Source organism: Caulobacter sp. ALps2 (assembly GCF_058681635.1).
Genome location: NZ_CM178743.1, coordinates 3,356,231 through 3,381,648 on the forward strand (window position 1 = coordinate 3,356,231; position 25,418 = coordinate 3,381,648).

31 protein-coding genes, 2 tRNA genes and 1 pseudogene are annotated in these 25,418 nt (G+C 66.3%); 27 read left to right on the forward strand and 7 right to left on the reverse strand.

Annotated features, from left to right (window positions below):
- Positions 1-81: 81 nt before the first annotated feature.
- Genes ACW173_RS15975 through ACW173_RS15985 form a run of 3 tightly spaced genes read left to right on the forward strand, consistent with a single transcriptional unit; the run spans position 82 to position 2,647 of the window.
- On the forward strand, positions 82-1,203 hold the full coding sequence (locus ACW173_RS15975; protein ID WP_492080992.1) for an Rv3169 family protein: 1,122 nt from the start codon (positions 82-84) through the stop codon (positions 1,201-1,203).
- Positions 1,200-2,225 (forward strand): phosphotransferase family protein, encoded by a 1,026-nt coding sequence (locus ACW173_RS15980; protein WP_492080993.1) that lies wholly within the window; start codon positions 1,200-1,202, stop codon positions 2,223-2,225. Before ACW173_RS15975 ends, ACW173_RS15980 begins: the two co-directional genes overlap by 4 nt.
- A complete protein-coding gene (locus tag ACW173_RS15985; RefSeq protein WP_492080995.1) occupies positions 2,222-2,647 on the forward strand; it encodes a hypothetical protein in 426 nt (141 codons plus the stop codon). Before ACW173_RS15980 ends, ACW173_RS15985 begins: the two co-directional genes overlap by 4 nt.
- Positions 2,648-2,686: 39 nt before the next feature.
- Here the strand turns inward: ACW173_RS15985 and ACW173_RS15990 are convergent, their stop codons facing one another.
- The 3 genes from ACW173_RS15990 to rlmB form a co-directional block, all read right to left on the reverse strand.
- The gene (locus tag ACW173_RS15990; RefSeq protein ID WP_492080996.1) at positions 2,687-3,421 is read right to left on the reverse strand and encodes a TerC family protein; all 735 of its coding nucleotides are present in this window, start codon (positions 3,419-3,421) and stop codon (positions 2,687-2,689) included.
- Between the two features lie 134 nt (positions 3,422-3,555).
- Positions 3,556-5,292 carry a stalk-specific protein StpX gene (gene stpX / locus ACW173_RS15995; RefSeq protein WP_492080997.1) on the reverse strand — a complete coding sequence of 579 codons (1,737 nt, stop codon included), beginning with the start codon at positions 5,290-5,292 and terminating at the stop codon, positions 3,556-3,558.
- A 107-nt stretch (positions 5,293-5,399) separates the two neighbouring features.
- Complete coding sequence (gene rlmB, locus ACW173_RS16000) at positions 5,400-6,236, reverse strand: 23S rRNA (guanosine(2251)-2'-O)-methyltransferase RlmB (RefSeq protein WP_492086001.1); 837 nt, start codon at positions 6,234-6,236, stop codon at positions 5,400-5,402.
- A gap of 173 nt (positions 6,237-6,409) precedes the next feature.
- On the opposite strand from rlmB, the gene ACW173_RS16005 reads away from it, so the two are divergent.
- The 3 genes from ACW173_RS16005 (at position 6,410) to tuf (ending at position 7,903) form a co-directional block, all read left to right on the forward strand.
- Positions 6,410-6,495: transfer RNA gene (locus tag ACW173_RS16005), tRNA-Tyr, on the forward strand.
- A gap of 91 nt (positions 6,496-6,586) precedes the next feature.
- Positions 6,587-6,660: transfer RNA gene (locus ACW173_RS16010), tRNA-Gly, on the forward strand.
- A 52-nt stretch (positions 6,661-6,712) separates the two neighbouring features.
- Positions 6,713-7,903: an elongation factor Tu gene (gene tuf, locus ACW173_RS16015; protein WP_096051670.1), complete on the forward strand. Its 1,191-nt coding sequence runs from the start codon at positions 6,713-6,715 to the stop codon at positions 7,901-7,903.
- A 75-nt stretch (positions 7,904-7,978) separates the two neighbouring features.
- On the opposite strand, the gene ACW173_RS16020 is transcribed toward tuf, so the two are convergent.
- The 3 genes from ACW173_RS16020 to ACW173_RS16030 form a co-directional block, all read right to left on the reverse strand.
- The gene (locus ACW173_RS16020; RefSeq protein WP_492080998.1) at positions 7,979-9,340 is read right to left on the reverse strand and encodes a serine hydrolase; all 1,362 of its coding nucleotides are present in this window, start codon (positions 9,338-9,340) and stop codon (positions 7,979-7,981) included.
- Between the two features lie 76 nt (positions 9,341-9,416).
- Positions 9,417-9,722: a UBP-type zinc finger domain-containing protein gene (locus tag ACW173_RS16025; protein WP_492080999.1), complete on the reverse strand. Its 306-nt coding sequence runs from the start codon at positions 9,720-9,722 to the stop codon at positions 9,417-9,419.
- A gap of 14 nt (positions 9,723-9,736) precedes the next feature.
- On the reverse strand, positions 9,737-11,395 hold the full coding sequence (locus ACW173_RS16030; RefSeq protein ID WP_492081000.1) for an FAD-dependent oxidoreductase: 1,659 nt from the start codon (positions 11,393-11,395) through the stop codon (positions 9,737-9,739).
- Positions 11,396-11,514: 119 nt separating this feature from the next.
- On the opposite strand from ACW173_RS16030, the gene fdhD reads away from it, so the two are divergent.
- From fdhD to ACW173_RS16050, 4 genes are all read left to right on the forward strand, one after another.
- A complete protein-coding gene (fdhD, locus tag ACW173_RS16035; RefSeq protein ID WP_492081001.1) occupies positions 11,515-12,330 on the forward strand; it encodes a formate dehydrogenase accessory sulfurtransferase FdhD in 816 nt (271 codons plus the stop codon).
- Positions 12,330-14,645, forward strand: coding sequence for an FdhF/YdeP family oxidoreductase (locus ACW173_RS16040; protein WP_492081003.1), 2,316 nt, complete (start codon positions 12,330-12,332; stop codon positions 14,643-14,645). Before fdhD ends, ACW173_RS16040 begins: the two co-directional genes overlap by 1 nt.
- A gap of 61 nt (positions 14,646-14,706) precedes the next feature.
- On the forward strand, positions 14,707-15,858 hold the full coding sequence (locus ACW173_RS16045) for a GNAT family N-acetyltransferase (protein WP_492081004.1): 1,152 nt from the start codon (positions 14,707-14,709) through the stop codon (positions 15,856-15,858).
- Positions 15,859-15,969: 111 nt separating this feature from the next.
- On the forward strand, positions 15,970-16,806 hold the full coding sequence (locus ACW173_RS16050; RefSeq protein ID WP_492081005.1) for a GIN domain-containing protein: 837 nt from the start codon (positions 15,970-15,972) through the stop codon (positions 16,804-16,806).
- Positions 16,807-16,896: 90 nt separating this feature from the next.
- Here the strand turns inward: ACW173_RS16050 and ACW173_RS16055 are convergent, their stop codons facing one another.
- Positions 16,897-17,655 (reverse strand): outer membrane protein, encoded by a 759-nt coding sequence (locus ACW173_RS16055; RefSeq protein ID WP_492081006.1) that lies wholly within the window; start codon positions 17,653-17,655, stop codon positions 16,897-16,899.
- Between the two features lie 402 nt (positions 17,656-18,057).
- On the opposite strand from ACW173_RS16055, the pseudogene ACW173_RS16060 reads away from it, so the two are divergent.
- The 17 genes and pseudogenes from ACW173_RS16060 (at position 18,058) to rpsH (ending at position 25,417) form a co-directional block, all read left to right on the forward strand.
- A pseudogene (locus ACW173_RS16060) lies at positions 18,058-18,245 on the forward strand (hypothetical protein).
- A gap of 13 nt (positions 18,246-18,258) precedes the next feature.
- On the forward strand, positions 18,259-18,567 hold the full coding sequence (gene rpsJ / locus ACW173_RS16065; RefSeq protein WP_004616952.1) for a 30S ribosomal protein S10: 309 nt from the start codon (positions 18,259-18,261) through the stop codon (positions 18,565-18,567).
- Positions 18,568-18,580: 13 nt separating this feature from the next.
- Positions 18,581-19,348 (forward strand): 50S ribosomal protein L3, encoded by a 768-nt coding sequence (gene rplC, locus ACW173_RS16070; RefSeq protein ID WP_492081007.1) that lies wholly within the window; start codon positions 18,581-18,583, stop codon positions 19,346-19,348.
- Positions 19,348-19,986 (forward strand): 50S ribosomal protein L4, encoded by a 639-nt coding sequence (gene rplD, locus ACW173_RS16075; RefSeq protein WP_492081008.1) that lies wholly within the window; start codon positions 19,348-19,350, stop codon positions 19,984-19,986. The genes rplC and rplD overlap by 1 nt, the downstream gene beginning before the upstream one ends.
- Complete coding sequence (locus ACW173_RS16080) at positions 19,986-20,282, forward strand: 50S ribosomal protein L23 (RefSeq protein ID WP_004616934.1); 297 nt, start codon at positions 19,986-19,988, stop codon at positions 20,280-20,282. Before rplD ends, ACW173_RS16080 begins: the two co-directional genes overlap by 1 nt.
- Before the next feature lie 3 nt (positions 20,283-20,285).
- Complete coding sequence (gene rplB, locus ACW173_RS16085; RefSeq protein WP_492081009.1) at positions 20,286-21,125, forward strand: 50S ribosomal protein L2; 840 nt, start codon at positions 20,286-20,288, stop codon at positions 21,123-21,125.
- 3 nt (positions 21,126-21,128) lie between these two features.
- Positions 21,129-21,407: a 30S ribosomal protein S19 gene (gene rpsS, locus ACW173_RS16090; protein ID WP_252634387.1), complete on the forward strand. Its 279-nt coding sequence runs from the start codon at positions 21,129-21,131 to the stop codon at positions 21,405-21,407.
- 2 nt (positions 21,408-21,409) lie between these two features.
- Positions 21,410-21,790 carry a 50S ribosomal protein L22 gene (gene rplV / locus ACW173_RS16095; protein WP_010919132.1) on the forward strand — a complete coding sequence of 127 codons (381 nt, stop codon included), beginning with the start codon at positions 21,410-21,412 and terminating at the stop codon, positions 21,788-21,790.
- The gene (rpsC, locus tag ACW173_RS16100; RefSeq protein WP_223394543.1) at positions 21,790-22,542 is read left to right on the forward strand and encodes a 30S ribosomal protein S3; all 753 of its coding nucleotides are present in this window, start codon (positions 21,790-21,792) and stop codon (positions 22,540-22,542) included. The genes rplV and rpsC overlap by 1 nt, the downstream gene beginning before the upstream one ends.
- A 13-nt stretch (positions 22,543-22,555) precedes the next feature.
- Positions 22,556-22,987 carry a 50S ribosomal protein L16 gene (rplP, locus tag ACW173_RS16105; protein WP_492081010.1) on the forward strand — a complete coding sequence of 144 codons (432 nt, stop codon included), beginning with the start codon at positions 22,556-22,558 and terminating at the stop codon, positions 22,985-22,987.
- A gap of 2 nt (positions 22,988-22,989) precedes the next feature.
- Positions 22,990-23,181, forward strand: a complete 192-nt coding sequence (gene rpmC, locus ACW173_RS16110; RefSeq protein WP_047413099.1) for a 50S ribosomal protein L29 — start codon at positions 22,990-22,992, stop codon at positions 23,179-23,181.
- 10 nt (positions 23,182-23,191) lie between these two features.
- Positions 23,192-23,431, forward strand: coding sequence for a 30S ribosomal protein S17 (rpsQ, locus tag ACW173_RS16115; protein WP_354073205.1), 240 nt, complete (start codon positions 23,192-23,194; stop codon positions 23,429-23,431).
- 17 nt (positions 23,432-23,448) lie between these two features.
- Positions 23,449-23,817, forward strand: a complete 369-nt coding sequence (gene rplN, locus ACW173_RS16120; protein ID WP_125159663.1) for a 50S ribosomal protein L14 — start codon at positions 23,449-23,451, stop codon at positions 23,815-23,817.
- Positions 23,817-24,131, forward strand: coding sequence for a 50S ribosomal protein L24 (gene rplX, locus ACW173_RS16125; RefSeq protein ID WP_492081011.1), 315 nt, complete (start codon positions 23,817-23,819; stop codon positions 24,129-24,131). The genes rplN and rplX overlap by 1 nt, the downstream gene beginning before the upstream one ends.
- Positions 24,124-24,681, forward strand: coding sequence for a 50S ribosomal protein L5 (gene rplE / locus ACW173_RS16130; protein WP_492081013.1), 558 nt, complete (start codon positions 24,124-24,126; stop codon positions 24,679-24,681). The genes rplX and rplE overlap by 8 nt, the downstream gene beginning before the upstream one ends.
- A 21-nt stretch (positions 24,682-24,702) precedes the next feature.
- On the forward strand, positions 24,703-25,008 hold the full coding sequence (gene rpsN, locus ACW173_RS16135) for a 30S ribosomal protein S14 (RefSeq protein WP_223394549.1): 306 nt from the start codon (positions 24,703-24,705) through the stop codon (positions 25,006-25,008).
- A 10-nt stretch (positions 25,009-25,018) separates the two neighbouring features.
- A complete protein-coding gene (rpsH, locus tag ACW173_RS16140) occupies positions 25,019-25,417 on the forward strand; it encodes a 30S ribosomal protein S8 (protein WP_099579526.1) in 399 nt (132 codons plus the stop codon).
- Position 25,418: the final 1 nt, after the last annotated feature.

Here is a 25,418-nt window from a genome sequence, read left to right on the forward strand (position 1 = left end):
CCTTAACGTCGTTCACCTGGACGTAAAGCGACGCCGCTTCCTTACGGAATGAGAGCGTCGCACGAGCCAGGGGAGGACGGCATGGCGCTCACCTGGGGCGACGATTACCCGATCCATCAGACGCCCGAGCCCGTGGCCTATGCCGGGACGGATCGGAATTTCTACGACCGCTACTTCTTCAACGGCTACGCGGCCTCCCAAGAGAAGGGGGGCGGTGACGGCGGCGACCTGTTCTTCGCCGCCGCCTTCGGGGTCTATCCGCATCTCAACATCGCCGACGCGGCCTTTTGCGTGATGCGGGACGGCCGCCAAGTGAACCTCCACGCCAGCCGTTGGCTGAAGATGGAGCGGATGGACCTGAGTGTCGGGCCGATCAGCATCGCGGTCGAAACGCCGCTGCGGCGCCTCAAGCTGACCGTGGCCGCGCCGGAGCAGGGCATCAGTGCCGAGATCGTCTTCGAGGGCCGCGCCTTCCCGATCGAGGAGCCACGCTTTGTCCGCCGCAACGGTCCGCGCACCTTGCTCGACTACACCCGTCTGACCCAGAACGGCCGCTACAGCGGCTGGATCGAGGTCGATGGCGTGCGCACCAGCGTCGACGGCTTCGTCGGCACCCGCGACCGCTCGTGGGGCGTGCGGCCAGTCGGGGCGCGCGATCCGCAGGAGCTGGCCCCACCGGCCTTGCCGCAGTTCTTCTGGCTGTGGGCGCCGTGCAATTTCGAGGACGGCAGCCTGTTCTTCCACACCAATGACGACGAGCTGGGCCGGGCCTGGAATCGTCGCGCGGTCTGGCTGGAAGACGACGGCCGCGAGGACGACTTTGGGGGCTTCGCCCAGTCGGCCTGCGCCATCGACTGGAAGAGCGGCACGCGCCACGCCGCCGCGGCGACCCTGGATCTGGGCGCCGACGGCTCGGTGACCATCACGCCGAAGTCCGAATTCTTCATGCTGGGCCTGGGCTACAACCACCCCGTCTGGGGCCACGGCCTGAACCACGGTGAACTCAAGGTCGAACGCGAGGACTTCGTCACCGCCGATCTCGACCGCAAGATGCCGCACCTGCTGCACGTCCAGGCGCTGAGCGAGGTGACCTATGTCGACGGCGCGGGCCGGACGCGGAAGGGCAGGGGCGTCTTCGAACAGTTGGCGATCGGTCCGCATGCGCCGTCGGGCTTCGCCTCGATCCTGGACATGGCGCCGTGAGCCTGGCCGAGCGCCTGGAGGCGTACCTCTCTCGCACCTGGGGCCAGCCGGTTTCCGTCGCCGACCTCTCGCGCATCCCCGGCGGGGCCAGCCGCGAGACCTATCGGTTCGCGGCCAAGGTCGGGGGCGACACCCGGCCGCTGATCCTGCGCCGCGACCCGACCGCCAGCCTGATCGAGACCGACCGCAGCCTGGAATACCTGGCCCTGGAGAATTTCCACGAAAAGCTGCCCGCGCCGCGCCCCATCGTCATGGACGCCGAGGGCGCGGAGTTGGAGCGGCCGTTCTTCATCATGGAGCGCGTCGAGGGCGGGGCGGCCGCCTCGCCGTTCACGGTTATGCCGTACGGCGAACACGCCCGGGCGATCGGTGAGCGCTTCTTCGAGATCCTTGGAACGATCGCCGCCGCCGAGCCGGCCGACCTGCCACTGGCCCAGGCCGCGTCCGCGCCGGCGCGAGAGGACTGTTGGCGCGTGGCCCTGGACCAGTGGTCCGACGTCATCGAGGCCGACGAGCAGCACCCGCAGCCGATCGTCCGCGCCGCCATCCGGGCCCTGCGCCGCAAGCCGCCGCCGCCCGCGAGCGCCGTGCGGGTGGTGCATGGCGACTATCGCACCGGCAATTTCCTGCACGACGGGGCGGGCAAGATCCTGGCGATCCTGGACTGGGAGATGGTCCATCTGGGTGATCCGCTGGAGGATCTGGCCTGGGCGATCGATCCGCTGTGGGGCCACTTCGACGCCGCCCATGTCGCCGGCATGCTGCCGCGCGCCGAGGCGCTCTCGATCTGGTCGCGGGCCAGCGGCCTGCCGGTCGACGAGGCGGCGCTTTCCTGGTGGTCGCTGTTCGCGGCCGTGAAAGGCCAGGCGATCTGGACCTCGGCGGCCAAGGAATATCGTGACGGCGGCTTCAAGGAGCCGATCCTGGCGGTCTCGGGCTGGTACACGGCCCGCCGGCACGACGAGATCCTGGCCGCCGCCTTGCTACGCCTGGAGGGCCAAACCTTGGAGGGATCGGCATGACGCCCAGCCTGCCCGACGTCCTGGTCGGCAACTTCCTGTGCATGATGGATCCTGGTCCGCCCGAGCAGCAGGGCGAGTTCATGGCCGGCAAGGTCGCCATCGTCGCCATACTGTCCTTGCTGGCCGCCCAGGAGGCCGAACGCGGCGTGGCCGCGCGTGTCGCCGAGAACCTGGCGATCCGCGCTGTCCTGGACGAGGCGGCGTCCGACTATGGACTGGATGTCGCGGGGCTGCCGTCGACGGAGGGCCTGACCTTCTCGGCCCTGGACCGGGTCAACGCGGCCCTGCGCAAGGCGCTGATAGGGCTGCACGAAGCCGTTGAGGCGGGGGGCGACACAGCGCGTCACCACGTGATCCTTCGCCTTTACGCCACGATGGCCGAGCTTCGGCGACTGGACATGCCGCCCCTACCGGGGCGCTAGGCGCGCTGGCCGCAAAGAAGGGCGGGGCGCTGACCCCGGCTATTTGTGCTTGTTGTGCTTGGCCAGTTCGTCGGGGCTGATGTCCAGCGGACCCGGGGCGGCGGCGTTGTAGGCGGACGTCTGGTGCAGATCCATGACCACGCTGCGGTGACCCTGCCAGATCATGTGCAGGGCGACGTAGAGCACGATGGCCAGGCCGACGAACCCGATCCAGCGGTGCTTGTGCAGCAGGTTGGCGATGGCGCTGGCGGCGACGCCCATCAGGATGATCGACAGCAGCAGGCCGAAGATCAGGATGCCGGGATGCTCGCGGGCCGCGCCGGCCACGGCCAGCACGTTGTCCAGCGACATCGAGACGTCGGCGATCAGCACCTGGATGAAGGCCTGCTTGAAGGTCTTGGCCTGGCGGACGGCCGGTTCGGTGCTGTCGTCGCCATCGATGGCGGCCATGGCCTCGGCGTGAGCGGCCTGCTCGCGCATCTCGCGCCACATCTTCCAGCAGACCCACAGCAGCAGGAAGCCGCCGGCCAGCAGCAGGCCGATGACGCCCAGCAGCCAGGTGGTGATCAAGGCGAAGCTGATGCGCAGAACGACGGCGGCGCCCAGGCCGTACAGGATGACCTTCTTGCGTTCCTTGGGCGGTAGGCCGCCGGCCGCCAGGCCCACGGCGACCGCGTTGTCGCCGGCCAGGACCAGGTCGATCATCAGGACTTGGAGCAGGGCCGTCAGCGGACCTTGCAGGCCGCCCAGCTGGGCGCTCAGAGCTTCGAACATGCGTCCTCAATGCGGTGACGCGCGCGGCGATGCAAGGCGCAAAAGCCCTGATCGGACGCAAAAAGGGGCCAGGCGCAAAAGCAAGAACGCCCCGGATCAGGGATCCGGGGCGTCCGCTTCTTCAGGCGCTAGCCTTAGTGGGCGTGCTCGGGTTCCTTGGCGTGGTGCGGGTCATGAGCCGCGTGGCCGTGGTCGCCGTGATGGTCGTCGTGGCCAGGCGCGGCATGACCGTGATCGCCATGGCCATGGGCCGGAGCATGGTGGTCGTCATGACCGGGGGCGTGAGCCTCGTGATCGTGCGCGTGCCCGTGATCGTCATGGCCCGACGTATTGGCCATGAAGGGGTTGGTGTACGAGACGTGCTCGGCCGGCGCGTGCGGCTCGGGATGAGCCTGCGCGTGCAGGTCGTGGCCGTGGTCGGCGTTGGCATGGTCGGTGTGACCGTGATCGGCGTGCCCGTGATCCGCGTGGCCATGGTCGGCATGACCATGATCGGCCGGCGCGGCGTGACCGTGATCGTCATGGCCGTGACCATGATCGTCATGGTGCGACATCGCCGACGCCGCCACGGCGCCCGCGGCCGCGCCGCCGGCGGCGGCCACGAACGGGTTCACGTACGAGACGTGGGCCGAGGTCGGCTTGGGGTCCTCGAACTCCATCTCGTTGCGGCCGTAGTCGGTCAGGGTGCGGTACTTGCGCTGACGCTCGGCGCGACGGCGCGACTCCGAGGCGCTGCGCGACACCCCGACCAGGATGATCAGGGCCAACAGCACCAGGGCCACGCCCAGCGCGGTCTTCATCGGCACCGAGCCGACGCCCGGCAGCGACAGGTTGCCGTTCAGGACGCCCAGGTCCAGCTTGCCGAAGCTCTTCTTGACCTTCTCCGGCAGGGCGGCGACGCGTTTGCTGATCGTGCCCAGGGCGAAGCCTTGCGGCTGCTTGGCGCCGTTCAGCTCGAGGCCGAAGTCCGACTTCAGTTGACCCTTGGCTTCCGGACCCGGCTTGACCTGCCACGCGAAGGTGGTCGGCTCGCCCGGCTTGATCACGGCCGTTTGGCGGCCGTTCGGGGTGATCTCGTAGCCTTCGCCTTCCAGCTGCGCATAGGCGCTGGTCTTCTTGGCGGCCTTGGTCAGGCCCAGCTTGGCGGCTTCCCGCTTGATCAGGTCGCCCAGCGTGGCGGGCAGCGACAGGGTCACCTGGCCGGGCTGGTTCTTTGACAGGCTCTCGCCGGCGGCCAGGACGGCGCCGTTGGTGGCTTCGGGCGCGATGGCGGCCTGCAGCTTCTCGAGCTTGGTCGCTGGCTTGGCCGGAGCGACAGGCGGCTTGGCGGCCACGACGGGCGGCTTGGCGAGCTGCGTCGCCGGCACGACCGGCTTGGCGGCCTGCACCGGCGCGGGCGTCGGGGCGACCGTCTTCGGCGCGACAGGCTTGGCCACCGGATGCTGGGCGACCGGCTTCGACGTGGCCGGGATCGTCGTATGGACGCGATGGGGCTTGGCGGCCGGGCGCTGCTCGTGGCGGCTGGAGCCCTTCGGATTGGCGATCGGACGCATGGCCGTGACCAGCGTGCCGTCCGGACGGCGCCAGGTCTTCAGGTGCGAATTGCGCGCGGGCGGTGGCGGCAGCGGCTGCGAGGACACGCTCGTGTCCCCCGTGGCGGCGGCCGGACCGCCCAGCAGGCCGTCCTGTGCCTGACTGGCGTCCGGAGCCGGCGCGGCGCCCATCAGGTCCGGCGTGCTCGCATCGGCCTGATAGTCGCCGCGCGGCGGCGGCGGCGCGTTCGCCTGGTCGCCAGCGCTGCACCCGGCGAGCAGCAGCACACCGGCCGCCGAAGTCGCCAGGGCGGCCAAGCGTACATTACGTACAAACATCGGGTCCCCCGATCCCATGCCTAAATTCTCCGCGAGCAGGCGCTCGCGGACCACTGTTCGCGAGAAAAGCACGAGCTTGCGACGAAATCAAAACGGTTAAAGAGGATTCACGAACTCAATTCTTCCCTGAGGCGAACTCTGGACGCCTCGTAGAGTGCGATCGCGGCGGCCGCGGAGACATTCAGGCTCTCAAAACCTCCCGGCATCTGGATCTTTCCCAAGGCGTCACAATGCTCTGCGACCAGACGGCGGACACCTTCACCCTCCGAACCCAGAACAAGTACAGTCGCCTGTCCGTCGAGCACCGTCTCGAGACTTTCTTCGGCCTCGCCGGCCAGGGCGACGGCGCGCCAGCCCAGATCGGCCAGTTCCTCCAGGGCTCGGGACAGATTGACCACGCGCGCGTGAGGCACCTTGTCGACGGCGCCGACGGCGGTCTTGGCCAGCACGCCCGACAACACCGGCGCGTGGCGGTCCTGCAGGATCACCCCCGTGGCCCCGAACGCGGCGGCCGAGCGGAAGATGGCGCCGATGTTCTGCGGGTCGGTGATCTGGTCCAACATGACCAGCAGGCCCTTCGCCGGCGCGCCCATCTCGGCGATGCTCATGACCTCGGGCTCGTCGATCTTCATCGCCAGGCCCTGGTGCACCGCGCCCTGCGGCAACTGCTTGGCGATCTCCTGGCCTTCCATCACCTGCAGGCAGGCCAGCTTCTGGAGATCGGGGCTGAGTCGCTTGGCGCGGTCCGGGGTCGCCAGAAGGCGCTTCGGGGCCGGCCGACGAGGGTTCGAAAGCGCCGCTTCGACGGCGTGAGTCCCCCAGATCCAGTCCTTGGCGTCACCTTGGCCACGAGAAAAATCGTTTTTATTCCGTGGCTTGGAACGAAAATCGCGTCCTTGTGCAGAAGGACGTTTCCGGTCGTTGCGTTCGGAATGAGAGGACACTATAAGACGCGCTCCGATTTGGGGCCCCAAGGGTTTCTAGGCCGGCCGGCGCTGCTCTTAGCATCGTCCGTCACCGTCCAAAGAAGCTTTTGTTCCAGTTCGAAGTTCAATGGCTTGCTGTTGTGCGTCGGACCGGGTAAAGGCCGCCGGCTTCGGAACTCCGTCGCGTGCTTGGGGGAATGTCCCGAGTGGCAAAGGGGGGGGACTGTAAATCCCCTGGCGTACGCCTTCGCAGGTTCGAGTCCTGCTTCCCCCACCATGCACGCGACGAGTTCAGGAAGCGGGATGGGCGTCCCAGAGCCAGAACCGGGAGCCGACGCGACCCCGCAAGCCCCCTTTTGGGGTGATGGGCGGGTATAGCACAATGGTAGTGCAGCAGCCTTCCAAGCTGAGGATGCGGGTTCGATTCCCGCTACCCGCTCCAGCTCCCCATATGAGTCACCCCAACAACAGCCGCCGGCGCGAAGGTAGAGACGATGGCCAAGGAAAAGTTCGAACGCACTAAGCCGCACTGCAACATCGGCACCATTGGTCACGTTGACCATGGCAAGACGACGCTGACGGCCGCGATCACGATCACGCTGGCGAAGTCGGGCGGCGCGACCGCCAAGAACTACGCCGACATCGACGCCGCGCCGGAAGAAAAGGCCCGCGGCATCACGATCAACACGGCTCACGTCGAGTATGAGACGGCCAACCGTCACTACGCGCACGTCGACTGCCCCGGCCACGCCGACTACGTGAAGAACATGATCACGGGCGCGGCCCAGATGGACGGCGCGATCCTGGTCGTGTCGGCCGCCGACGGCCCGATGCCGCAGACGCGCGAGCACATCCTGCTGGCCCGTCAGGTCGGCGTGCCGGCCCTGGTCGTGTTCATGAACAAGGTCGACATGGTCGACGACGAAGAGCTGCTGGAGCTCGTCGAGATGGAAGTGCGCGAGCTGCTGAGCTCGTACCAGTTCCCGGGCGACGACATCCCGATCACCAAGGGCTCGGCCCTGGCCGCCGTCGAAGGCCGTGACGCCAAGATTGGCGAAGAGGCGATCCTGGCGCTGATGGCTTCGGTCGACGCCTACATCCCGCAACCGGAACGCCCGGTTGACCTGCCGTTCCTGATGCCGGTCGAAGACGTGTTCTCGATCTCGGGCCGCGGCACCGTGGTCACCGGCCGTATCGAAAAGGGCATCGTCAAGGTCGGCGAAGAAGTCGAAATCGTCGGCATCCGTCCGGTCCAGAAGACGACCTGCACGGGCGTCGAAATGTTCCGCAAGCTGCTGGACCAAGGTCAAGCCGGCGACAACGTGGGCGTGCTGCTGCGCGGCACCAAGCGTGAAGACGTCGAGCGCGGCCAGGTTCTCTGCAAGCCGGGTTCGATCACTCCGCACACCAAGTTCGTGGCCGAAGCCTACATCCTGAACAAGGAAGAAGGCGGCCGTCACACCCCGTTCTTCACCAACTACCGTCCGCAGTTCTACTTCCGCACGACCGATGTCACCGGCATCATCAAGCTGAAGGAAGGCGTGGAAATGATCATGCCGGGCGACAACGCCGAGCTGGACGTCGAGCTGATCACCCCGATCGCCATGGACCAAGGCCTGCGCTTCGCCATCCGCGAAGGCGGCCGCACTGTCGGCGCCGGCGTGGTTGCCAAGATCGTCGAGTAATCGATCGATCTCAGCACACGCTGATCTGATCTAAGCGAAGGCCCCGGAGAGCGATCTCCGGGGCCTTTTGCTGTTCTAGGGCTTGTCCGGGATGCGTGGCGCTTCCATGTCGCGGCCGCCCTGATGGAGGGTTAGCGACGTGGCTGGTGAATCGCCCGTCTGCTTGAAGCTGATCTTGGCGTTAGGGCCGGCCGCGTAGAACTCGCCCGGCGCCGTGGCGATGACCGGGATTGGCGGTTGGCCGGTAGCCTGGGTGATCAGCTTTTCGCCCTCGCGATAGATCTTGAGGATGAAGTTCGGCATCAGCAGGTACGAGCCCACGTACTTGTCGAGAGTCGCGGTCGGCACGGCGATCGCCTTGGGCGGCGTATAGGTCCCGAAGCACAGGCCCGCCAGGTTGTTGGCCAGCGGATTGGCCGAGGCGGCCTGGAAGTTGGACAGCACGATCGTCACCAAGCCGTCCTTGGGGTAGCGGTTCAGCGAGGTGCTGAAGCCGTGGATACCGCCGCCGTGCGAGATCCGCTCGTGACCGGACTGCGGGTTGACGGCCCAGCCGAAGCCGTAGTTGTGGCCGTAGTCGGTCCACATCGCTTTGCGAGAAGCTTCGGTCAGAAGCTTGCCGTCGCTCATGGCGCGATCCCACACGAGAAGATCGTCAACCGTCGAATAGAGTGAGCCCGCCGCGTACGGGATGGTCATGTCCAGATATTCGGCGTTGCGCCAGCCGTCCTTGCTGGGCTGATAGCCGGTGGCGCGCTTGGCCAGGATCTGGGTGGAGACGTCGTAGCCGGTATTCTTCAGGCCCAAGGGCTGTAGGATCTTCTGGCTCAGGTAGTCGGCATAGGTCTGGCCGGACACCTTCTCGATGACATAGCCCAGGATGACGTAGCCGCTGTTGTCGTAGGCGAACTTGCTGCCCGGCTCGAACTCCAGCGGCTTGTCCTGGGTTAGCTTGATGATCTCCTCGGGCTTCATCGGCAGTTGGGCGTTCTTCTCGAAGAAGCCCGGAATGCCGGTGTAGCTGGGAATACCCGAGGTGTGGGTCAGCAGATGCTTGATCGTCACCTTCGACCAGGTCGCCGGGGCGTCGGCGTAGTATTTCGAGATCGGGTCGTCGACCGACAGCTTGCCGGCCTCGACCAGCTGCATGATCGCCACGGCCGTGAACTGCTTGGTGACCGAGCCCAGGCGGAACTTGGTGTCGGGCGCGTTGGGGATATCCCATTCGCGGTTGGCCGCGCCAAAGCCCTCTCGCAGCAACGGAACGCCGTCTTTGGCGATCAGCACCGTGCCGGTGAAGAGGCCTTCCTTGACCTGCTGGGCGATGAGGCCGCGTGCCTGGGCGGCATAGTCGGCCGGGCAGTTGGGGCCGATGGCCAGGGCGGGGGAGGTCAGCAAAAAGCTCGCCGCGCTGGCCAGCAGGATTTTCAGCTTCATCGACACGTCCCCCTTATCATTGAGGGAACGACGATCGCCGGAAGGGCGAAGCTTAGCAACTCAATTCAAAGGTGCGTCAGCCCTCGACGAACCTCGGGATCGGCCCGACCTGCGGGGTCTGGTCCGGCAGCTCGACGAATTCCTCGTCGACGAAGCACCAGCCCCAGCCTTCGTGCGGGTCGTAGCCTTCGATGATTGGGTGCTTAGTGGCGCGGAAGTGGGCCGTGGCGTGCTTGCTGGGGCTGTCGTCGCAGCAGCCGACATGGCCGCAGCCGCGGCACAGGCGCAGGTGCACCCACCAGCCGCCGGCCTTCAGGCATTCCTCGCAACCCTTGGCGGAGGGCGTGACCACGCGGATCGAGTCGCCGTGAGAGCAGGTCATGGGCGGAGGCTCCTCTACGCGTCGGCCAGATAGGCGTGGATGGCGGCGACCGCCTGGGCGCCCTCGCCGATGGCGGCCCCGACCCGCTTGACCGAGCCGGCCCGGACGTCGCCGATCGCGAACACGCCCTTGCGGCTGGTCTGCAGCAGCGGGGTGCCCGGCGCCAGGTCCGTCCCGGTGCGGACGAAGCCGTGATTGTCCAGCTCGACATGGCAGTGGGTCAGCCAGGCGGTGTTGGGCGCGGCCCCGATGAACAGGAAGAGGTGGCTGATCGCCTGGACGGTCTCGACGCCGTTCGGACCGCGCCAGCGGATGGCCGACAGCTGGCTTGGTTTTCCGTCCTGCTCATCGCCCTCCAGGTCGACGATCGCGCTTTTGACGATGACCTCGATATTGGGCGTGCTCTCGATGCGGTCGATCAGATAGCGCGACATGGTCGCCGCCAGGCTTTCGCCACGCACGATCATCCAGACCTTCTTGACCTGGCTGGCCAGGTACACCGCCGCCTGGCCCGCCGAATTGCCGGCCCCGACGAGGGCGACCTCCTGGCCGGCGCACAGCTTGGCCTCCAGCGGCGAGGCCCAGTAGTGGACGCAGGCGCCTTCGAAGCGGTCGAGGTTCTCGACCTCCAGCCGCCGATAACGGGCGCCGCTGGCGATGACCACGGTCTTGGCTTGGGCTGTCTCGCCGCTGGCGAGGGCCAGGCGGTAGCGGTGCCGGCCGTCGTCCTCGCAGACCAGCGAGGCGACCTCGTCGGGAATGGCCAGCTCGGCCCCGAACTTCTGGGCCTGGCCGTAGGCGCGGCCCATCAGGGCCATGCCGGTGATGCCGGTGGGAAAGCCCAGATAGTTCTCGATCCGCGCCGAGGCCCCGGCCTGGCCGCCGAACGCGCGGGTGTCCAGCACCAGCACCGACAGGCCCTCGGACGCGGCATAGACGGCGGTGGCCAGGCCGGCGGGCCCCGCGCCGACCACGGCGACGTCATACAGCTTGTCGGCGTCGATCGGCCCGACCAGGCCGATGCAGCGACCCAGCTGGTGATTGGTCGGCTGACGCAGGATCTCGCCGTTCGGGCACAGCACGATCGGCAGTTCGCTGTCATCGACCTGGAAGCGGTCAATCAGCACCCTGGCGCAGTCGACTTGGTCCGGATCCAGCTGTTGGTAGGGATGGCCGTTGCGGGCCAGGAAGCCCGACAGGCGGATGACCTGGGCGTCGTTTTCGCGGCCGAGGATGATCGGGCCGCCGGCCCCGGTCTCGATCAGGCTGACCCGGCGCAGGATCAGGGCCCGCATGATCCGCTCGCCCAGCTCGGCCTCGGCGACCAGCACGGCCCGCAAGCGTTCTGGCGCGATCAGCAGGGCCTCGACCTGGGTGATGGCCTTGACGTCGACCAGCGAGGGACGCCCCGACAGCTGGGCGATCTCGCCGACGAACTGGCCGGCGGCGTGCTCGACGATCGGCTGGCTCTCGTCATGGGCGTCGCGGCGGCTGATGGCGACGCGGCCGGACAGGACCACGAACAGGCCGGGCGAGGCGACGCCGGCCGTGGCGAGGACCGCGCCGGGCTCGGCGTGGACGACCTGGCCAAAGCGGCGCAGCCGATCGATCTCGGCCGCCTCCAGCCGGGGAAACATCTGGGCGCGTCGGGTGTCGAAGGTGGTGCCTGCCATGGCTTGAGATTGCTCCAGGATCGGCGTCCGGTCACGCGCCGAACGATGACGGTTTTGAACAAACCCGCCGTAACGTCACCGGCTGTACCGCCCGGCGCCCACGGAGTAGGCTTGCGGCCATGTCGCGTTCCTCCGCCACCCGTCGTCCGGCCGTGCAATGGCGCGCCGGGACACCCGTCCAGACCCTCGAGCGGCCGCTGCCGCGAGAGACCGCCATCGGCCTGTCGTTCGACGGTCGTCCGCACACGGTGCTGATGGCCACGCCCGAGCACCTGAAGGAGCTGGCCCTGGGCTTCGTGGTCACCGAGGCGATCGCCCGGGCGGCCGACGTGCTGGCGATCACGACCAAGGAAGAAGAGCAGGGCATACTGGTCGACATCCGCCTGGCGCCGGGCGCTCTGGTGAAGAAGGCCCGGCCACGCAACCTGGAAGGCCGCTCCAGCTGCGGGCTGTGCGGCGTGCAGCGCCTGGCCGACGCGGTCCGGCCGCTGCCGGTGCTGGGGCAGGGCGTCACGATCCGGCACGAGGCGATCCCGCGCGCCCTGGCGGCGCTGGAAGAGCAGCAGGCCCTGGGCCGCCTGACCCGAGCCACCCACGCCGCCGCCTTCTTCGACGCCGAGGGCGCGTTGGTCCTGGTCCGCGAGGATGTCGGCCGCCACAACGCGCTGGACAAGCTGGCCGGCGCCATGGCTCGCGCCGGGACCGATGCGGCGGCGGGTTTCGTGGTCGTGACCAGCCGCTGCTCGTTCGAGATGGTCGAAAAGGCCGCGCGGATGGGCTGTCCGATCCTGGTCGCGGTCTCGGCCCCGACCGAGCTGGCCATCGCCAAGGCCGAAGAGGCCAACCTGACCCTGGTGGCCCTGGCGCGCGCCGATGGCCACGCGGTGTTCGCCGGCGGCGAGCGCCTTGTCGAAACCGAGCTGGAGCCGGCCTGATGTCCGACAAGAAGGTTGAAGGTGTCCGGCCCTATCATATGCCGGCCGGCGGCTGGGGGGCGCTGAAGGCGGTGGCCGGGGCCCTGGCCGACCAGGAGACGATCGTCGAGGGCGGCAAGACCCTGATGCGGGCCAACCAGCCGGAGGGCTTCGACTGCCCCGGCTGCGCCTGGCCCGATCCCAAGCACACCAGCTCGTTCGAGTTCTGCGAGAACGGCGCCAAGGCCGTCGCCTGGGAGGCGACGTCCAAGCGCGCCACGCCCGAGGTCTTCGCCCAGCACACGGTCAGCGAGCTGCTGACCTGGACAGACCACGCCATCGAGGACCTGGGCCGGCTGACCGAGCCGATGGCCTACGATCCGGCCGACGACCGCTACAAGCCGATCACCTGGGAGGCGGCGTTCGCCCGCACGGCGCGGGGTCTCAAGGCGCTCGGCGATCCGAACGAGGCCGAGTTCTACGCCTCGGGCCGGGCCAGCAACGAGGCGGCGTTTCTCTATCAGCTGATGGCCCGGCGGTTCGGGACCAACAATTTCCCTGACTGCTCGAACATGTGCCACGAGCCGACCAGCGTCGGCCTGCCGGACTCGATCGGCCTGGGCAAGGGTTCGGTGACCCTGGAGGACTTCGACCACGCCGACCTGATCCTGTGCTTTGGCCACAACCCCGGCACCAACCATCCGCGGATGATGACCACGCTGCGCGACGCCAGCCGGCGCGGCGCGACGATCCTGGCCTTCAATCCGCTGAAGGAGCGGTCGCTGGAGAAGTTCGCCGCGCCGCAGGATCCTGTCGAGATGGCGACCCTGGGCTCGACCCCGATCGCCTCGGCCTATTTCCAGCTGAAGATCGGCGGCGACGCCTTGCTGGTGCAGGGCATGATGAAGGCGTTGCTGGCCATGGAGGCCCGCGAAGGCGGCGTTCTGGATCACGACTTTATACAAGAACACACCGCCGGCTTCGAAGCGCTCGTCGCCTCGGTCGAGGCTCAGGACTGGTCGACGATCGAGGCGGGCAGCGGCCTGCCGCGCGCTCGGATCGAGGAGGCGGCGGCGATCTACGCCAAGGCCAAGGCGACGATCCTCTGCTACGGCATGGGCCTGACCCAGCACCGCGACAGCTCGGGCACGGTGCAGCAACTGGTCAATCTGCTGCTGCTGAAGGGCAATATCGGTCGTCCTGGGGCGGGGATCTGTCCGCTGCGCGGTCACTCCAACGTCCAGGGCAATCGTACGGTCGGCATCTGGGAGAAGCCGTCGGCGGCGATGCTGGACTCCATGAGGGATGTCTTCGGTTTCGAGCCGCCGCGCGAGCACGGCCACACGGTCGTCGAGGCGATCGAGGCGATCGAGCAGGGGCGCGGCAAGGTCTTCATCGGCCTGGGCGGCAACTTCGCGGTGGCCGCGCCCGATCCGGTGCGGACCTTCGCGGCCATGCGCCGGCTGGATCTGGCCGTCCATGTCGCCACCAAGCCCAACCGCACGCACCTGCTGATCGGCAAGGAAGCGATCCTGCTGCCGTGCCTGGGTCGTACCGAACTGGATGTCCGCGCCGGCGTTCGCCAGTCGGTGACGGTCGAGGACTCGATGTCGATGGTCCACGCCTCGCGCGGGCTCAATCCTCCGGCGTCCGAGCACCTGATGTCCGAGCCGGCCATCGTGTGCGGGATCGCGACGGCGCTGTTCGGCGAGGATCCGCATGTCGACTGGCCGGGCTTGGCTGATGACTACGACGCCGTCCGCGACCTGATCGCTCGGGTCTTCCCGACCTTCGTTGACTATAATGACAAGGTCCGCGTCCCCGGCGGCTTCCGCCTGGAGGTCGGGCCGTCGAAGCGGGTGTGGAAGACGGCCACGGGGAAGGCCAACTTCATGGTCCACGATCCCAGGGGCGGCGACCCGCGCCGGGGCGATCCGGACGTGATGATCCTGACCACCCTGCGCAGCCACGACCAGTACAACACCACGATCTATGGCTATGACGATCGTTATCGTGGGGTGTTTGGCCGGCGCGACGTGATCTTCGCCAATCCCGACGACATGGCGCGGCTGGGCCTGGCCCAAGGCGACCTGGTCGACCTGGGCGCGGCCTTCGACGAGACCGGCGAACGGGTGGTGCGAGCCTTCACCGTGGTGGCGCGCGAAATCCCACCGGGATGCCTGGCGGCCTATTATCCCGAGACCAATGTCGTCATCTCGCTGGACGACCACGACCAGCGCTCGGGCACGCCGGCCTACAAGTCCGCCCCAGTCCGTCTGCGCAAACATCAGACGGCTTGGCTGGCGACGGGGGCCGCGGACACACTTCGCAACTAAAGCGATTGTTAGGAGCCTTTAGGTTTAATGCCACCAACCCGGACGGGAGTGGGGTTGCGTCGTGCGAGAAGGTGTCGTCGTCGAGGCCATGGAGGTCTCGCAGCTGGGAGCGGCCGAGCTTGAGCTCTGGCGCGCCTTCCGTGCTGCCGACCCCGCGCTGGCCAGTCCCTATTTCGATCCCCGTTTCGTCCAGATCGCCGCCGACATCGCGCCCGGGGCGCGCGTCGCTGTCGTCCGCGAGGGCGGTGCGGTGCGGGGCTTCCTGCCGTTCCAGCAACGCGGCGGGCTGCTGCAGCCGCTGGCCGCGCCGCTCAGCGATTTCCACGGCCTGGTCGCCGAACCGGGCCTGAATGTCGCCCACCTGTTGCCGCGACTGGAGGGCGTGCACCGCGCGCGCTTCACCGGCCTGGTCAGGGCAGGGGAGGCGGATCTTTCGGGGCTGTCGCCGCGTCGGGCCATGGCCGCCGACCTTTCGCGAGGCTTCGAAGCCTATCTGGCCGGCCGCGACGCGCGGTTCCTGAAGGACAAGCGCCGGCGTCGCCGGGCGCTGGAGCGCGACCACGGACCGCTGTCGTTTTCGTTTGAGCGTCCGACCCTCGAGCAGGTCGACTATGTCGTCGACCACAAGCGGGTCCAGATCATCCGCACCCACCAGTATGATGTCTTCGCCTGCGGCTGGACGGTCGAGCTGATGCGGACGCTGGCGCAGGTCGATGCGCCGGATTTCGGCCTGCGTCTGGCGGTGCTGAGGGCCGGCGGCAAGCTGGTCGCGGCCGAGCTGGGCCTGACCTCGGGCGGGCGGCATCACCTGTGGTTCCCGATCTACGACCCGGCCTACGCCAGGTACTCGCCGGGCGGACTGATGACGCTGGATACGCTGGAGGCCGCGGCCGCGCGAGGGATCCAGCGCGTGGACTTCGGCGTCGACGCCGACGCCTACAAGCACGACTTCGCCGATCCGGCGGAGCTGGTCTATGAGGGTCTGATCGAGCGTCGCATGAGCTCGCGCGGCAACCGCATGCGGATCGTCGGCGCCTCGCGGCTGGCTCGCCGCTTCGATCGTATCGTCGCCTGCGAGCCCAGTCTGGTCGGACAGCTGCGGGGCGGGGCCAGTTTCATGGCCGCGATGAATCGCCGGCATCCCAAGTTGGGCGCCGGGGTCGGATTGGGCCTGGGGCTGGGCTTGGGTCTGGCCGCCCTGATGGTCGACTAAGCGACCGGCGTTAGATGACTTCGGGGTCATGACCTCGAATTAAGTCGAAGCGGTGACAAACCCTCGCTAGCTTCCCCTCATCGAATTCAACGCATCCGAGGGGAATGACCGATGCGCGCTCTGACCACCCTGGCCTTGCTGGCCGCCGCTGTTTCCGCCACCGCCGTCCAGGCCCAACCGTCCATCAAGATCAAGGACGCCGTCGCCCGTGTCGTGGTGATCCCCGAGAACCGCGCCGACGTGAAGGTCGAGTTCCTGACCACCAACGCCAGCCTGCCGCTGGAAGTCCGCAAGGACGGCGACGAGGTGGTCGTGGACGGCAATCTGCGCATGAACCGCATCAACGGCTGCAACAGCCGCGACGGCAAGGTCTGGGTGCGGGTCCGCGGCGTAGGCAATGTCTCCTACGACAACTTCCCGCAGATCGCCGTCCGCGTGCCGATGGACGTCAAGGTCAAGGCCGGCGGCGCGGTGTTCGGTGAGATCGGGCGCTCGGGCAGCGTCGAGTTGGCCAATGCCGGCTGCGGCGACTGGACCGTGGCCAACACCAGGGGCGCGCTGAAGCTCAACCAGGCCGGCTCCGGCGACGCCAAGACCGGCACGGCGGCGTGGGCCGACATCAACCTGGCCGGCTCGGGCGATGTCAGCACCCAGGCCATCGGCGGCGACCTTGAGGTCAATATCGCCGGTTCGGGCAATGTCACGACCGCCAGCATCGCCGGCAAGCTGGAAGGCAACATCGCCGGTTCGGGCAATATCACCGTGGCCGGCGGCCGTAGCCGCTCGGTGGAAGTCAACGTGATGGGCTCGGGCGACGTCAGCTTCAACGGTGAGGCCGACTCGGTCGACGTTTCGGTGGCCGGCTCCGGCGACATCCGCATCGCCAAGGTCAACGGCCCGGTGAAGAAGCACGTGGTCGGCTCGGGCGATGTGATCATCGGCCAGTAAGCCGCTTAACCGCACTCTATATATAACGAAGGCCCCGGGATCGCTCCCGGGGCCTTCTTCATGTCCGAACCGTTGGTCCGGCGGCCGCGGTTAGCGGACGCCGAAGCCGAACAGATCGCCGGCAGTGGCCAGGTCGGCGCCGGCGCGGTCGCGGTCCTTCAGGCTGCCGCCGAAGGTGTAACGGAAGCCGAACTTGACGGCGTCCGAGTTCAGCTTGGCCAGGTCCTTAGATTCCGCGTGGGTGTACTTGGCGAAGGTCGACCAGCCGGTGTTGGCGAACTTGTATTCGCCGCCGGCATTCACGTCCCACAGGTCGGCGTTGACGTTGGTGTCGATGCGCGACCAACCAGCGCCGGCGTTCAGGCGGAAGTTGTCCGAGACGAAGTAACGGGCTTCACCGCGCACGGTGTAGAGGTCCGCGTCCAGGTCGTTGGACTGGCCGTAGGCGACCAGGCCCGTCAGGGTGACGTTGTTCAGATACTTCTGAGCTTCGGCGCCGACGGCCCACAGGGTGTCGTTCGACGGACGCGACAGGGCGGTGAAGCCGCCGACGCGGACGGTGTCGCCCAGCTTGGTGGTCAGGTGCACGGCGCCCGAGGCGACGGTTTCGTCCGACAGGTCGTTGTCCGAGATCGAGACGTCGCCGTTGGCGGTCACGGTCCAGGCGCCTTGCAGCGGGATGGCGACCGAGCCGTCGATGACGACCGACGTGCCGTCATTGCCGCCGAAGCGGGTGTTCAGGTCGGTGTAGTTCACGGCGGCGCCGACCGAGCCGACGTTTTGAGCGAAGGCCGGAGCCGAGATGGCGGCGGCGATCAGGGCGGCGGTAGCGAAGAGCTTGGTATTCATTGGGTCTATCCCCTTACACACAGTGGCTCCTCCGGCTGGCTGGGCGGTCGTTGTTGGGGGAGGGGCCGCCCAGTCCGCCGGGGAGGAGCGGCATCTATGGAGGTTCGGACTCGGGCTCAAGGCCACCGGCGGCGCTTGGAGGCTGAATAATGCATTTTTGTGACACTTGCGGAGGTGGCCGTTTCGCCTACGCGCGAGCGGGCGCACGTTCTTGCTACTCATGTCGCCAAAAGCGTTAAATGCGGACCGGTGTTATGTTTTCGAGGCCCTTGCGCGGGCCGGGCAGGGCGCCTATTCAGAACCCGCCCGACGACTCGAGTCCCTCAAGGACGAGACGAACCGGACAGAGCGCTTGACGAAACCGATTCTGGACCGTACAAGCGCGCCTCTGTTGGACCGGCTGTGAGCTCTAGGGCTCAAACGCGGTTCGCGAGACGCCCGGACATAGCGCCTTCTTGGTGCAACATCTGGTCATCACCCTCGGCGGGAAACCGTTGAGGATTTTGTTTTGCGGACGCTGCGTACGAGCTCCCTTCTGGGGGTTCGAGTTGGTCTTTGAAATGGTTCGAGACGCGGGCGCAGCCCACTAGGAAACCGAGCGATATGGATCGTCAGAACATCCGCATCCGGCTCAAGGCCTTCGATCACCGCGTGTTGGATCATTCCACGCGCGAGATCGTCAATACGGCCAAGCGCACGGGTGCGACGGTGCGGGGCCCCATCCCCCTGCCCACGCTTATCGAAAAATTCACCGTCAACCGTTCGCCGCACGTCGACAAGAAGTCGCGCGAGCAGTTCGAGATCCGTACGCACAAGCGCGTTCTCGATATCGTTGACCCGACTCCGCAGACCGTGGACGCGCTGATGAAGCTCGACCTGTCGGCCGGCGTTGACGTCGAAATCAAGCTGTAAGGAGGGCCGATCCATGACTCTCCCCACCCAACGCACCGGCATCATCGCCAAGAAGCTGGGCATGACCCGCTTCTTTGACGAAGCTGGTCAGCACGTGCCGGTCACCGTCCTGTCGCTCGACGGTTGCCAAGTCACGGGCCAGCGCACGGTTGAGAAGGACGGTTACACCGCCCTGCAACTCGGCGCCGGCGCCAAGAAGGCCAAGAACACCTCGAACGCCATGCGCGGTCACTTCGCGAAGGCGGCCGTCGAGCCGAAGCGCGTCGTCGCCGAGTTCCGCGTCGAAGAGAACGCCCTGATCGAAGTCGGCGCCGAACTGACGGCCGACCACTTCGTCGCCGGCCAGAAGGTCGACATCCAAGGCGTGACCGTCGGTAAGGGCTTCGCCGGCGCCATGAAGCGCTGGAACTTCGGTGGTCTCCGCGCCACCCACGGTGTCTCGGTCTCGCACCGCTCGCACGGTTCGACCGGTAACCGCCAGGACCCGGGTCGTACGTTCCCGGGCAAGAAGATGGCTGGTCACCTCGGTCAAGAAACCGTCACCACGCTGAACGTCACCGTTTGGAAGGTGGACGTCGAGCGCGGCCTGATCCTGATCAAGGGCGCCGTCCCGGGTCACGAAGGCAGCTACGTGAAGGTTCGCGACGCCGTGAAGAAGGCTCTGCCTGCCGACGCTCCGCGTCCGGGCGCCTTCCGCAAGGCTGGCGAAGCTGCTCCGGCCGCCGCTGAGACCCCCGCTGAAGAGGCCCCCGCGGCTGCGACCGAAGAGGGCGAAGGCTAATGAAACTCGACGTCATCAAACTGGACGGCGGCAAGGCCGGCTCCGTTGATCTCGACGACGCCATCTTCGGCATCGACGAAATCCGCGGTGACATCCTGCAGCGCGTCGTGACCTGGCAGCTGGCCAAGCGCCGCTCGGGTAACCACAAGATTCAAGTTCGTAACGAGGTCTCTCGTACGAGCAAGAAGATGTACAAGCAAAAGGGCACCGGCGGCGCTCGTCACGGCTCGCGTCGTGCGGCTCAGTTCGTCGGCGGCGCCAAGGCCCACGGCCCTGTCGTCCGTAGCCACGCGTTCGACCTGCCGAAGAAGATCCGGGCCCTGGCTCTGCGCCACGCCCTGTCCTCGAAGGCCAAGGCCGGTACGCTGGTCGTCCTGGACAGCGTCGTTCTGACCGAAGCGAAGACGGCCGCCCTGCGCGCCACCTTCGACAAGATCGGTCTGAAGAACGCCCTGGTCATCGCCGGTCCGGAAGTGGACGCGAACTTCAAGCTCGCCGCCCGCAACATCCCGAACGTGGATGTCCTGCCGAACGCCGGCCTGAACGTTTACGACGTGCTGCGTCGCCAAACCCTCGTCCTGACCAAGGACGCGGTTGAAGCGATCTCGGCCCGTTTCGCTGAGAAGGAAGCCGCCTAATGGCCGCCACCGCTCGCCACTACGACACGATCCTGTCGCCGGTGATCACCGAAAAGACGACCCTGCTCTCGGAGCAGAACAAGGTTGTCTTCAAGGTGGCCAACGACGCGACCAAGGACGAAATCGCCGCCGCCGTCGAAGAGCTGTTCAAAGTCAAGGTCACGAAGGTCAACACCATCGTGACCAAGGGCAAGACCAAGCGCTTCCGCGGCATCGTCGGGCGTCGCAACGACGTCAAAAAAGCGATCGTGACCCTGGCCGACGGCCAGTCGATCGACATCACGACGGGGCTCTAAGACATGGCCTTGAAGCACTTTAACCCGACCAGCCCCGGCCAACGCGGCCTGGTGCTGATCGACCGCAGCGAGCTCCACAAGGGCCGCCCGGAAAAGAAGCTCGTTGAGGGCCTGACCAAGTCGGGCGGTCGCGGCGGCAATGGCCGTATCGCGGTCCGTTTCCGCGGCGGCGGCGCCAAGCGCCTGTATCGCCTGGTCGACTTCAAGCGTCGTAAGCAAGGCACGGCCTCGGTCGTTCGCCTCGAGTACGATCCGAACCGCACCGCCTTCATCGCCCTGATCAAGTATCAGGCCGACGGCGAGCTGGCCTACATCCTGGCCCCGCAACGCCTGAAGGTCGGCGACGAAGTCGTCACGGCTGAAAAGGTCGACGTGAAGCCGGGCAACGCCTCGCCGCTGCGAACGCTGCCGATCGGCACGATCATCCACAACATCGAGCTGAAGCCCGCCAAGGGCGGTCAGATCGCCCGTTCGGCTGGCGCCTACGCCCAGCTGGTCGGTCGTGACGCCGGCTACGCCCAGATCCGCCTGAACTCGGGCGAGCTGCGCATGGTCCTCGATACGTGCATGGCCACCGTCGGCGCCGTTTCCAACCCCGACCACATGAACCAGAACCTCGGCAAAGCCGGTCGTTCTCGTCACATGGGCCGTCGCCCGCACGTCCGCGGTGTCGCCATGAACCCGGTCGACCACCCCCACGGTGGTGGTGAAGGTCGTACCTCGGGCGGCCGCCACCCGGTGACCCCGGCTGGTAAGCCGACCAAGGGCGCTAAGACCCGCGTCAACAAGGCCACGGACAAGTTCATCATCCGTTCGCGCCACAAAGCGAAGAAGGGCCGCTAAGCCATGACCCGCTCCGTCTGGAAAGGCCCGTTTGTCGACGGGTACCTCCTGAAGAAGGCCGACGCCGCACTGTCGTCGGGCCGCAAGGACGTCATCAAGACCTGGTCGCGTCGTTCGACCATCATGCCGCAGTTCGTCGGCCTGGTGTTCGGCGTGCACAACGGCCACAAGCACATCCCGGTCTCCGTGTCGGAAGACATGGTCGGCATGAAGTTCGGTGAATTCGCGCCCACGCGCAGCTTCCCCGGCCACGCTGCCGACAAGAAGGCCAAGAGGAAGTAATCATGGCCAAGCAGAAGCAAGAACGCCGCCTGCCGGCCGCCGAAGCGATGTGCAAGGTGCGCACCCTGCGCACCAGCCCGCGCAAGCTGAACCTGGTCGCTCAGTCCATCCGTGGCCTGAACGTCCAACGCGCTCTCAACGAGCTCGAGTTCAGCCACAAGCGCATCGCCCAGGACGTCCGCAAGGCGCTGTACTCGGCGATTTCGAACGCCGAGAACAACCACAACCTCGACATCGACTCCCTGGTCGTCGCCGAGGCCTATGTGGGCAAGAACCTGATCATGAAGCGTTTCTCGCCCCGCGCTCGCGGTCGCGCGACGCGCGTCGAGAAGCCGTTCTCCGAGATCACGATCGTGGTCCGCGAACTGGGTGAGGCCGCCTAATGGGTCAGAAAGTCAATCCGGTCGGGCTGCGGCTCGGCGTAAACCGCACCTGGGACAGCCGTTGGTTCGCCGACGGCGCCCAGTACGGCAAGATGCTGCACCAGGATCTCGCGATCCGCGCCGCCCTGAAGAAGCGCCTGTACCAAGCCGGTGTCTCGCGCATCATCATCGAGCGTCCGCACAAGAAGTGCCGTATCACGATCTATGCCGCTCGTCCGGGCGTCATCATCGGCAAGAAGGGCGCTGACATCGACAAGCTCCGCAAGGACCTGTCGATCAAGACCGAAGGCGAAGTTCACCTGAACATCGTCGAGATCCGCAAGCCGGAAACCGACGCTCAGCTGGTGGCCGAGTCGATCGCTCAACAACTCGAGCGTCGTATCGCTTTCCGTCGCGCCATGAAGCGTTCGATCCAGTCGGCCGTGCGCCTCGGCGCCAAGGGCATCCGGATCAACGTCTCGGGTCGCCTCGGCGGCGCTGAAATCGCCCGCATGGAGTGGTATCGCGAAGGTCGCGTGCCGCTGCACACCCTGCGCGCCGACATTGACTTCGGTTTCGCCGAAGCCAAGACCACCTACGGCATCATCGGCGTGAAGACCTGGATCTTCAAAGGCGAGGTGCTGGAGCATGATCCGATGGCGCTCGACAAGCGTCTCGCCACCGAGTCCGGTCCCGCCGGCGAAGGTGGCGGCCGTGAGCGCGGCGACCGTCCCGACCGGGGCGACCGTCGTGACCGTCGCGATCGCGCCTAAGGATTAGATCGCCATGCTGTCTCCGAAAAAGACCAAATTCCGCAAGCAGTTCAAGGGCCGCATCCACGGCACTTCGAAGGGCGGCACCCTGCTGAACTTCGGTTCGTACGGCCTGAAGGCCGTCGAGCCGGAGCGCATCACGGCCCGTCAGATCGAAGCCGCCCGTCGCGCCATCACCCGCCAGATGAAGCGTCAAGGCCGCGTCTGGATCCGTATCTTCCCGGACGTGCCGGTCACCGGCAAGCCGGCGGAAGTCCGGATGGGTAAGGGTAAGGGCGCCGTGGATTACTGGGCCGCTCGCGTGGCTCCGGGCCGCATCATGTTCGAAATCGACGGCGTGCCGGACGATGTCGCGCGTGAAGCTCTCCGCCTGGGCGCCGCCAAGCTGCCGATCCGCACCCGTGTTGTCACCCGCATTGATGCGGGCGTGGCCGTGGAGGCTTGATCATGAAGATTGCTGACATCCGGGGCCTGACCCCCGACCAGCTGGCCGACACCCTGATCAGCCTGAAGAAAGAGCAGTTCAACCTGCGCTTCCAGGCTGCCACGGGCCAGGTCGAGAAGACCCACCGCGTCAACGAGATCCGCAAGGATATCGCGCGGATCAAGACCGTGCTGCGCGCCAAGGCCGCGGCTTAAGGAGAACGATATGCCCAAGCGTATCCTCGAAGGGGTCGTCGTCTCCGACAAGGGCGATAAGACCGTCGTGGTGAAGGTGGAACGGACTATCGTTCACCCGATCCTGAAGAAGATCGTGCGTCAGTCGAAGAAGTACCACGCGCACGACGAATCCAACGCGTACAAGGCCGGCGAAGCAATTCGCATCGTCGAATGCGCTCCGAAGTCCAAGCTGAAGACCTGGGAAGCACTTCCCAAGGCTTCCGCTTAATCTGGAAGGTTTAGACCATGATCCAGATGCAAACTAACCTGGAAGTCGCCGACAACTCTGGCGCTCGCCGGGTCATGTGCATCAAGGTGTTGGGCGGCGCAGGCCGTCGCTACGCCAGCGTCGGCGACGTTATTGTCGTCTCCGTGAAGGAAGCCATCCCGCGTGGTCGCGTGAAGAAGGGTGACGTGCTTCGCGCCGTCGTCGTTCGCGTGAACCAAAATCTGAAGCGCAAGGATGGCTCGGTCATCCGCTTCGACAAGAACGCCGCGGTGATCGTGAACAAAGCCAGCGAGCCGGTCGGCACGCGGATCTTCGGCCCGGTTCCCCGTGAACTGCGCGCCAAGAACCACATGAAGATCATCTCCCTCGCTCCGGAGGTGCTGTAATGGCCGCTAAGATCAAGAAGGGCGACCGCGTCGTCGTTCTGGCCGGCAAGGACAAGGGCAAGCAAGGCGCTGTGACCCAGGTTCTTCCGAAGGAAAACCGGGTTGTCGTGGAAGGCGTGAACATGGTTTCGCGTCACACCAAGGCGACCCAAGCCGACCCGCAAGGCGGCATCAAGCAAAAGGAAGCCGCGCTGCACGTCTCGAACGTCGCCGTCGTGGACTCCAAGGGCAAGCCCACCCGCGTCGGCTTCAAGATCGAAGGCGACAAGAAGGTGCGCGTCGCCAAGACGACCGGCGAGGTGATCAATGGCTGATCAAGCTTACGAGCCCCGGCTGAAGACCGTTTATCGCGAGCGCATTCGCGCCGCGATGAAGGAGCAGTTCGGCTACACCAACGAGATGCAGATCCCCAAGCTGGACAAGATCGTCCTGAACATGGGTATCGGCGAGGCCGTGGCCGACTCCAAGAAGGCCCAGACCGCTCTGAAGGACCTGCAGGCGATCGCCGGCCAAAAGCCCGTCGCCACCAAGGCCCGCAAGTCGATCGCCGGCTTCAAGCTGCGCGAAGGCATGGTGGTCGGTGGTAAGGTCACCCTGCGCAAGGACCGGATGTACGAGTTCCTCGACCGCCTGGTCACGATCGCGCTGCCGCGCGTGAAGGACTTCCGTGGTCTGAACGGCAAGAGCTTCGATGGCCGTGGCAACTACGCCATGGGCCTGAAGGAGCACCTGGTGTTCCCGGAAATCAACTATGACCAGATCGAGCAGATCTGGGGCATGGACATCATCGTCTGCACCACTGCGAACTCCGACCAGGAAGCCAAGGCTCTCCTGAAGGAATTCCAGTTCCCGTTCGTCAACTAAGAGCGGGAAGGGAAAGAAACCATGGCCAAGAAAAGCGCCGTCAACCGGAACGAAGCCGTCAAGGCTCTCGTGAAGAAGTTCGCCGAAAAGCGCGCCGCGCTGAAGGCGATCGCCAACGACGAAAGCCTGCCGCTCGAGGAGCGTTTCGACGCTCGCCTCAAGCTCGCCAAGCTGCCGCGTAACAGCGCCGCGATCCGCATCCGCAATCGCTGCGAAGTCACGGGCCGTCCGCGCGCCTACTACCGCAAGCTGAAGATGAGCCGGATTGCGCTCCGCGAACTGGGTTCGCAGGGTCAGATCCCCGGCCTCGTCAAGTCGAGCTGGTAAGGACGATCAGATGTCGATGAACGATCCCCTGAGCGACCTGATCGCTCGCATCAAGAACGCCGCCACGCGCAAGCGCAACAAGGTCTCGACGCCGGCTTCCAAGCTGCGCGCCCGCGTCCTCGACGTGCTGGCCGATGAAGGCTACATCCGTGGCTACTCGCTGATCGAGAAGCCCGGTGCGTTCCCCGAATTCGAGATCGAGCTCAAGTACTTCGACGGTGAGCCCGTGATCGCCGAGATCAGCCGCGTGTCCAAGCCTGGCCGTCGCGTCTATTCGTCGATCAAGGACCTGAAGCCGATCAAGAACGGCCTGGGCATCTCGATCCTTTCGACGCCGAAGGGCGTCATGTCGGACACCGCTGCACGCGACGCTAATGTCGGCGGCGAAGTCCTCTGCCGCGTCTACTAGG

Excerpts from the sequence above, each read along its gene's own strand:
- rplE (WP_492081013.1), top strand. The coding sequence starts at position 24,124 with ATGGCTGATCAAGCTTACGAGCCCCGGCTGAAGACCGTTTATCGCGAG.
- rplX (WP_492081011.1), top strand. The coding sequence starts at position 23,817 with ATGGCCGCTAAGATCAAGAAGGGCGACCGCGTCGTCGTTCTGGCCGGC.
- rpsC (WP_223394543.1), top strand. The coding sequence starts at position 21,790 with ATGGGTCAGAAAGTCAATCCGGTCGGGCTGCGGCTCGGCGTAAACCGC.
- rplN (WP_125159663.1), top strand. The coding sequence starts at position 23,449 with ATGATCCAGATGCAAACTAACCTGGAAGTCGCCGACAACTCTGGCGCT.
- rpsH (WP_099579526.1), top strand. The coding sequence starts at position 25,019 with ATGTCGATGAACGATCCCCTGAGCGACCTGATCGCTCGCATCAAGAAC.
- ACW173_RS15985 (WP_492080995.1), top strand. The coding sequence starts at position 2,222 with ATGACGCCCAGCCTGCCCGACGTCCTGGTCGGCAACTTCCTGTGCATG.
- rplP (WP_492081010.1), top strand. The coding sequence starts at position 22,556 with ATGCTGTCTCCGAAAAAGACCAAATTCCGCAAGCAGTTCAAGGGCCGC.
- ACW173_RS16030 (WP_492081000.1), bottom strand. The coding sequence starts at position 11,395 with ATGGCAGGCACCACCTTCGACACCCGACGCGCCCAGATGTTTCCCCGG.
- ACW173_RS15990 (WP_492080996.1), bottom strand. The coding sequence starts at position 3,421 with ATGTTCGAAGCTCTGAGCGCCCAGCTGGGCGGCCTGCAAGGTCCGCTG.
- rplB (WP_492081009.1), top strand. The coding sequence starts at position 20,286 with ATGGCCTTGAAGCACTTTAACCCGACCAGCCCCGGCCAACGCGGCCTG.
- stpX (WP_492080997.1), bottom strand. The coding sequence starts at position 5,292 with ATGTTTGTACGTAATGTACGCTTGGCCGCCCTGGCGACTTCGGCGGCC.
- rpsQ (WP_354073205.1), top strand. The coding sequence starts at position 23,192 with ATGCCCAAGCGTATCCTCGAAGGGGTCGTCGTCTCCGACAAGGGCGAT.
- rplC (WP_492081007.1), top strand. The coding sequence starts at position 18,581 with ATGACTCTCCCCACCCAACGCACCGGCATCATCGCCAAGAAGCTGGGC.
- ACW173_RS15975 (WP_492080992.1), top strand. The coding sequence starts at position 82 with ATGGCGCTCACCTGGGGCGACGATTACCCGATCCATCAGACGCCCGAG.
- rpmC (WP_047413099.1), top strand. The coding sequence starts at position 22,990 with ATGAAGATTGCTGACATCCGGGGCCTGACCCCCGACCAGCTGGCCGAC.
- fdhD (WP_492081001.1), top strand. The coding sequence starts at position 11,515 with ATGTCGCGTTCCTCCGCCACCCGTCGTCCGGCCGTGCAATGGCGCGCC.
- ACW173_RS16055 (WP_492081006.1), bottom strand. The coding sequence starts at position 17,655 with ATGAATACCAAGCTCTTCGCTACCGCCGCCCTGATCGCCGCCGCCATC.
- rpsJ (WP_004616952.1), top strand. The coding sequence starts at position 18,259 with ATGGATCGTCAGAACATCCGCATCCGGCTCAAGGCCTTCGATCACCGC.
- ACW173_RS16050 (WP_492081005.1), top strand. The coding sequence starts at position 15,970 with ATGCGCGCTCTGACCACCCTGGCCTTGCTGGCCGCCGCTGTTTCCGCC.
- ACW173_RS16080 (WP_004616934.1), top strand. The coding sequence starts at position 19,986 with ATGGCCGCCACCGCTCGCCACTACGACACGATCCTGTCGCCGGTGATC.
- rpsS (WP_252634387.1), top strand. The coding sequence starts at position 21,129 with ATGACCCGCTCCGTCTGGAAAGGCCCGTTTGTCGACGGGTACCTCCTG.
- ACW173_RS16040 (WP_492081003.1), top strand. The coding sequence starts at position 12,330 with ATGTCCGACAAGAAGGTTGAAGGTGTCCGGCCCTATCATATGCCGGCC.
- ACW173_RS16025 (WP_492080999.1), bottom strand. The coding sequence starts at position 9,722 with ATGACCTGCTCTCACGGCGACTCGATCCGCGTGGTCACGCCCTCCGCC.
- ACW173_RS16020 (WP_492080998.1), bottom strand. The coding sequence starts at position 9,340 with ATGAAGCTGAAAATCCTGCTGGCCAGCGCGGCGAGCTTTTTGCTGACC.
- rplD (WP_492081008.1), top strand. The coding sequence starts at position 19,348 with ATGAAACTCGACGTCATCAAACTGGACGGCGGCAAGGCCGGCTCCGTT.
- rplV (WP_010919132.1), top strand. The coding sequence starts at position 21,410 with ATGGCCAAGCAGAAGCAAGAACGCCGCCTGCCGGCCGCCGAAGCGATG.
- rpsN (WP_223394549.1), top strand. The coding sequence starts at position 24,703 with ATGGCCAAGAAAAGCGCCGTCAACCGGAACGAAGCCGTCAAGGCTCTC.
- tuf (WP_096051670.1), top strand. The coding sequence starts at position 6,713 with ATGGCCAAGGAAAAGTTCGAACGCACTAAGCCGCACTGCAACATCGGC.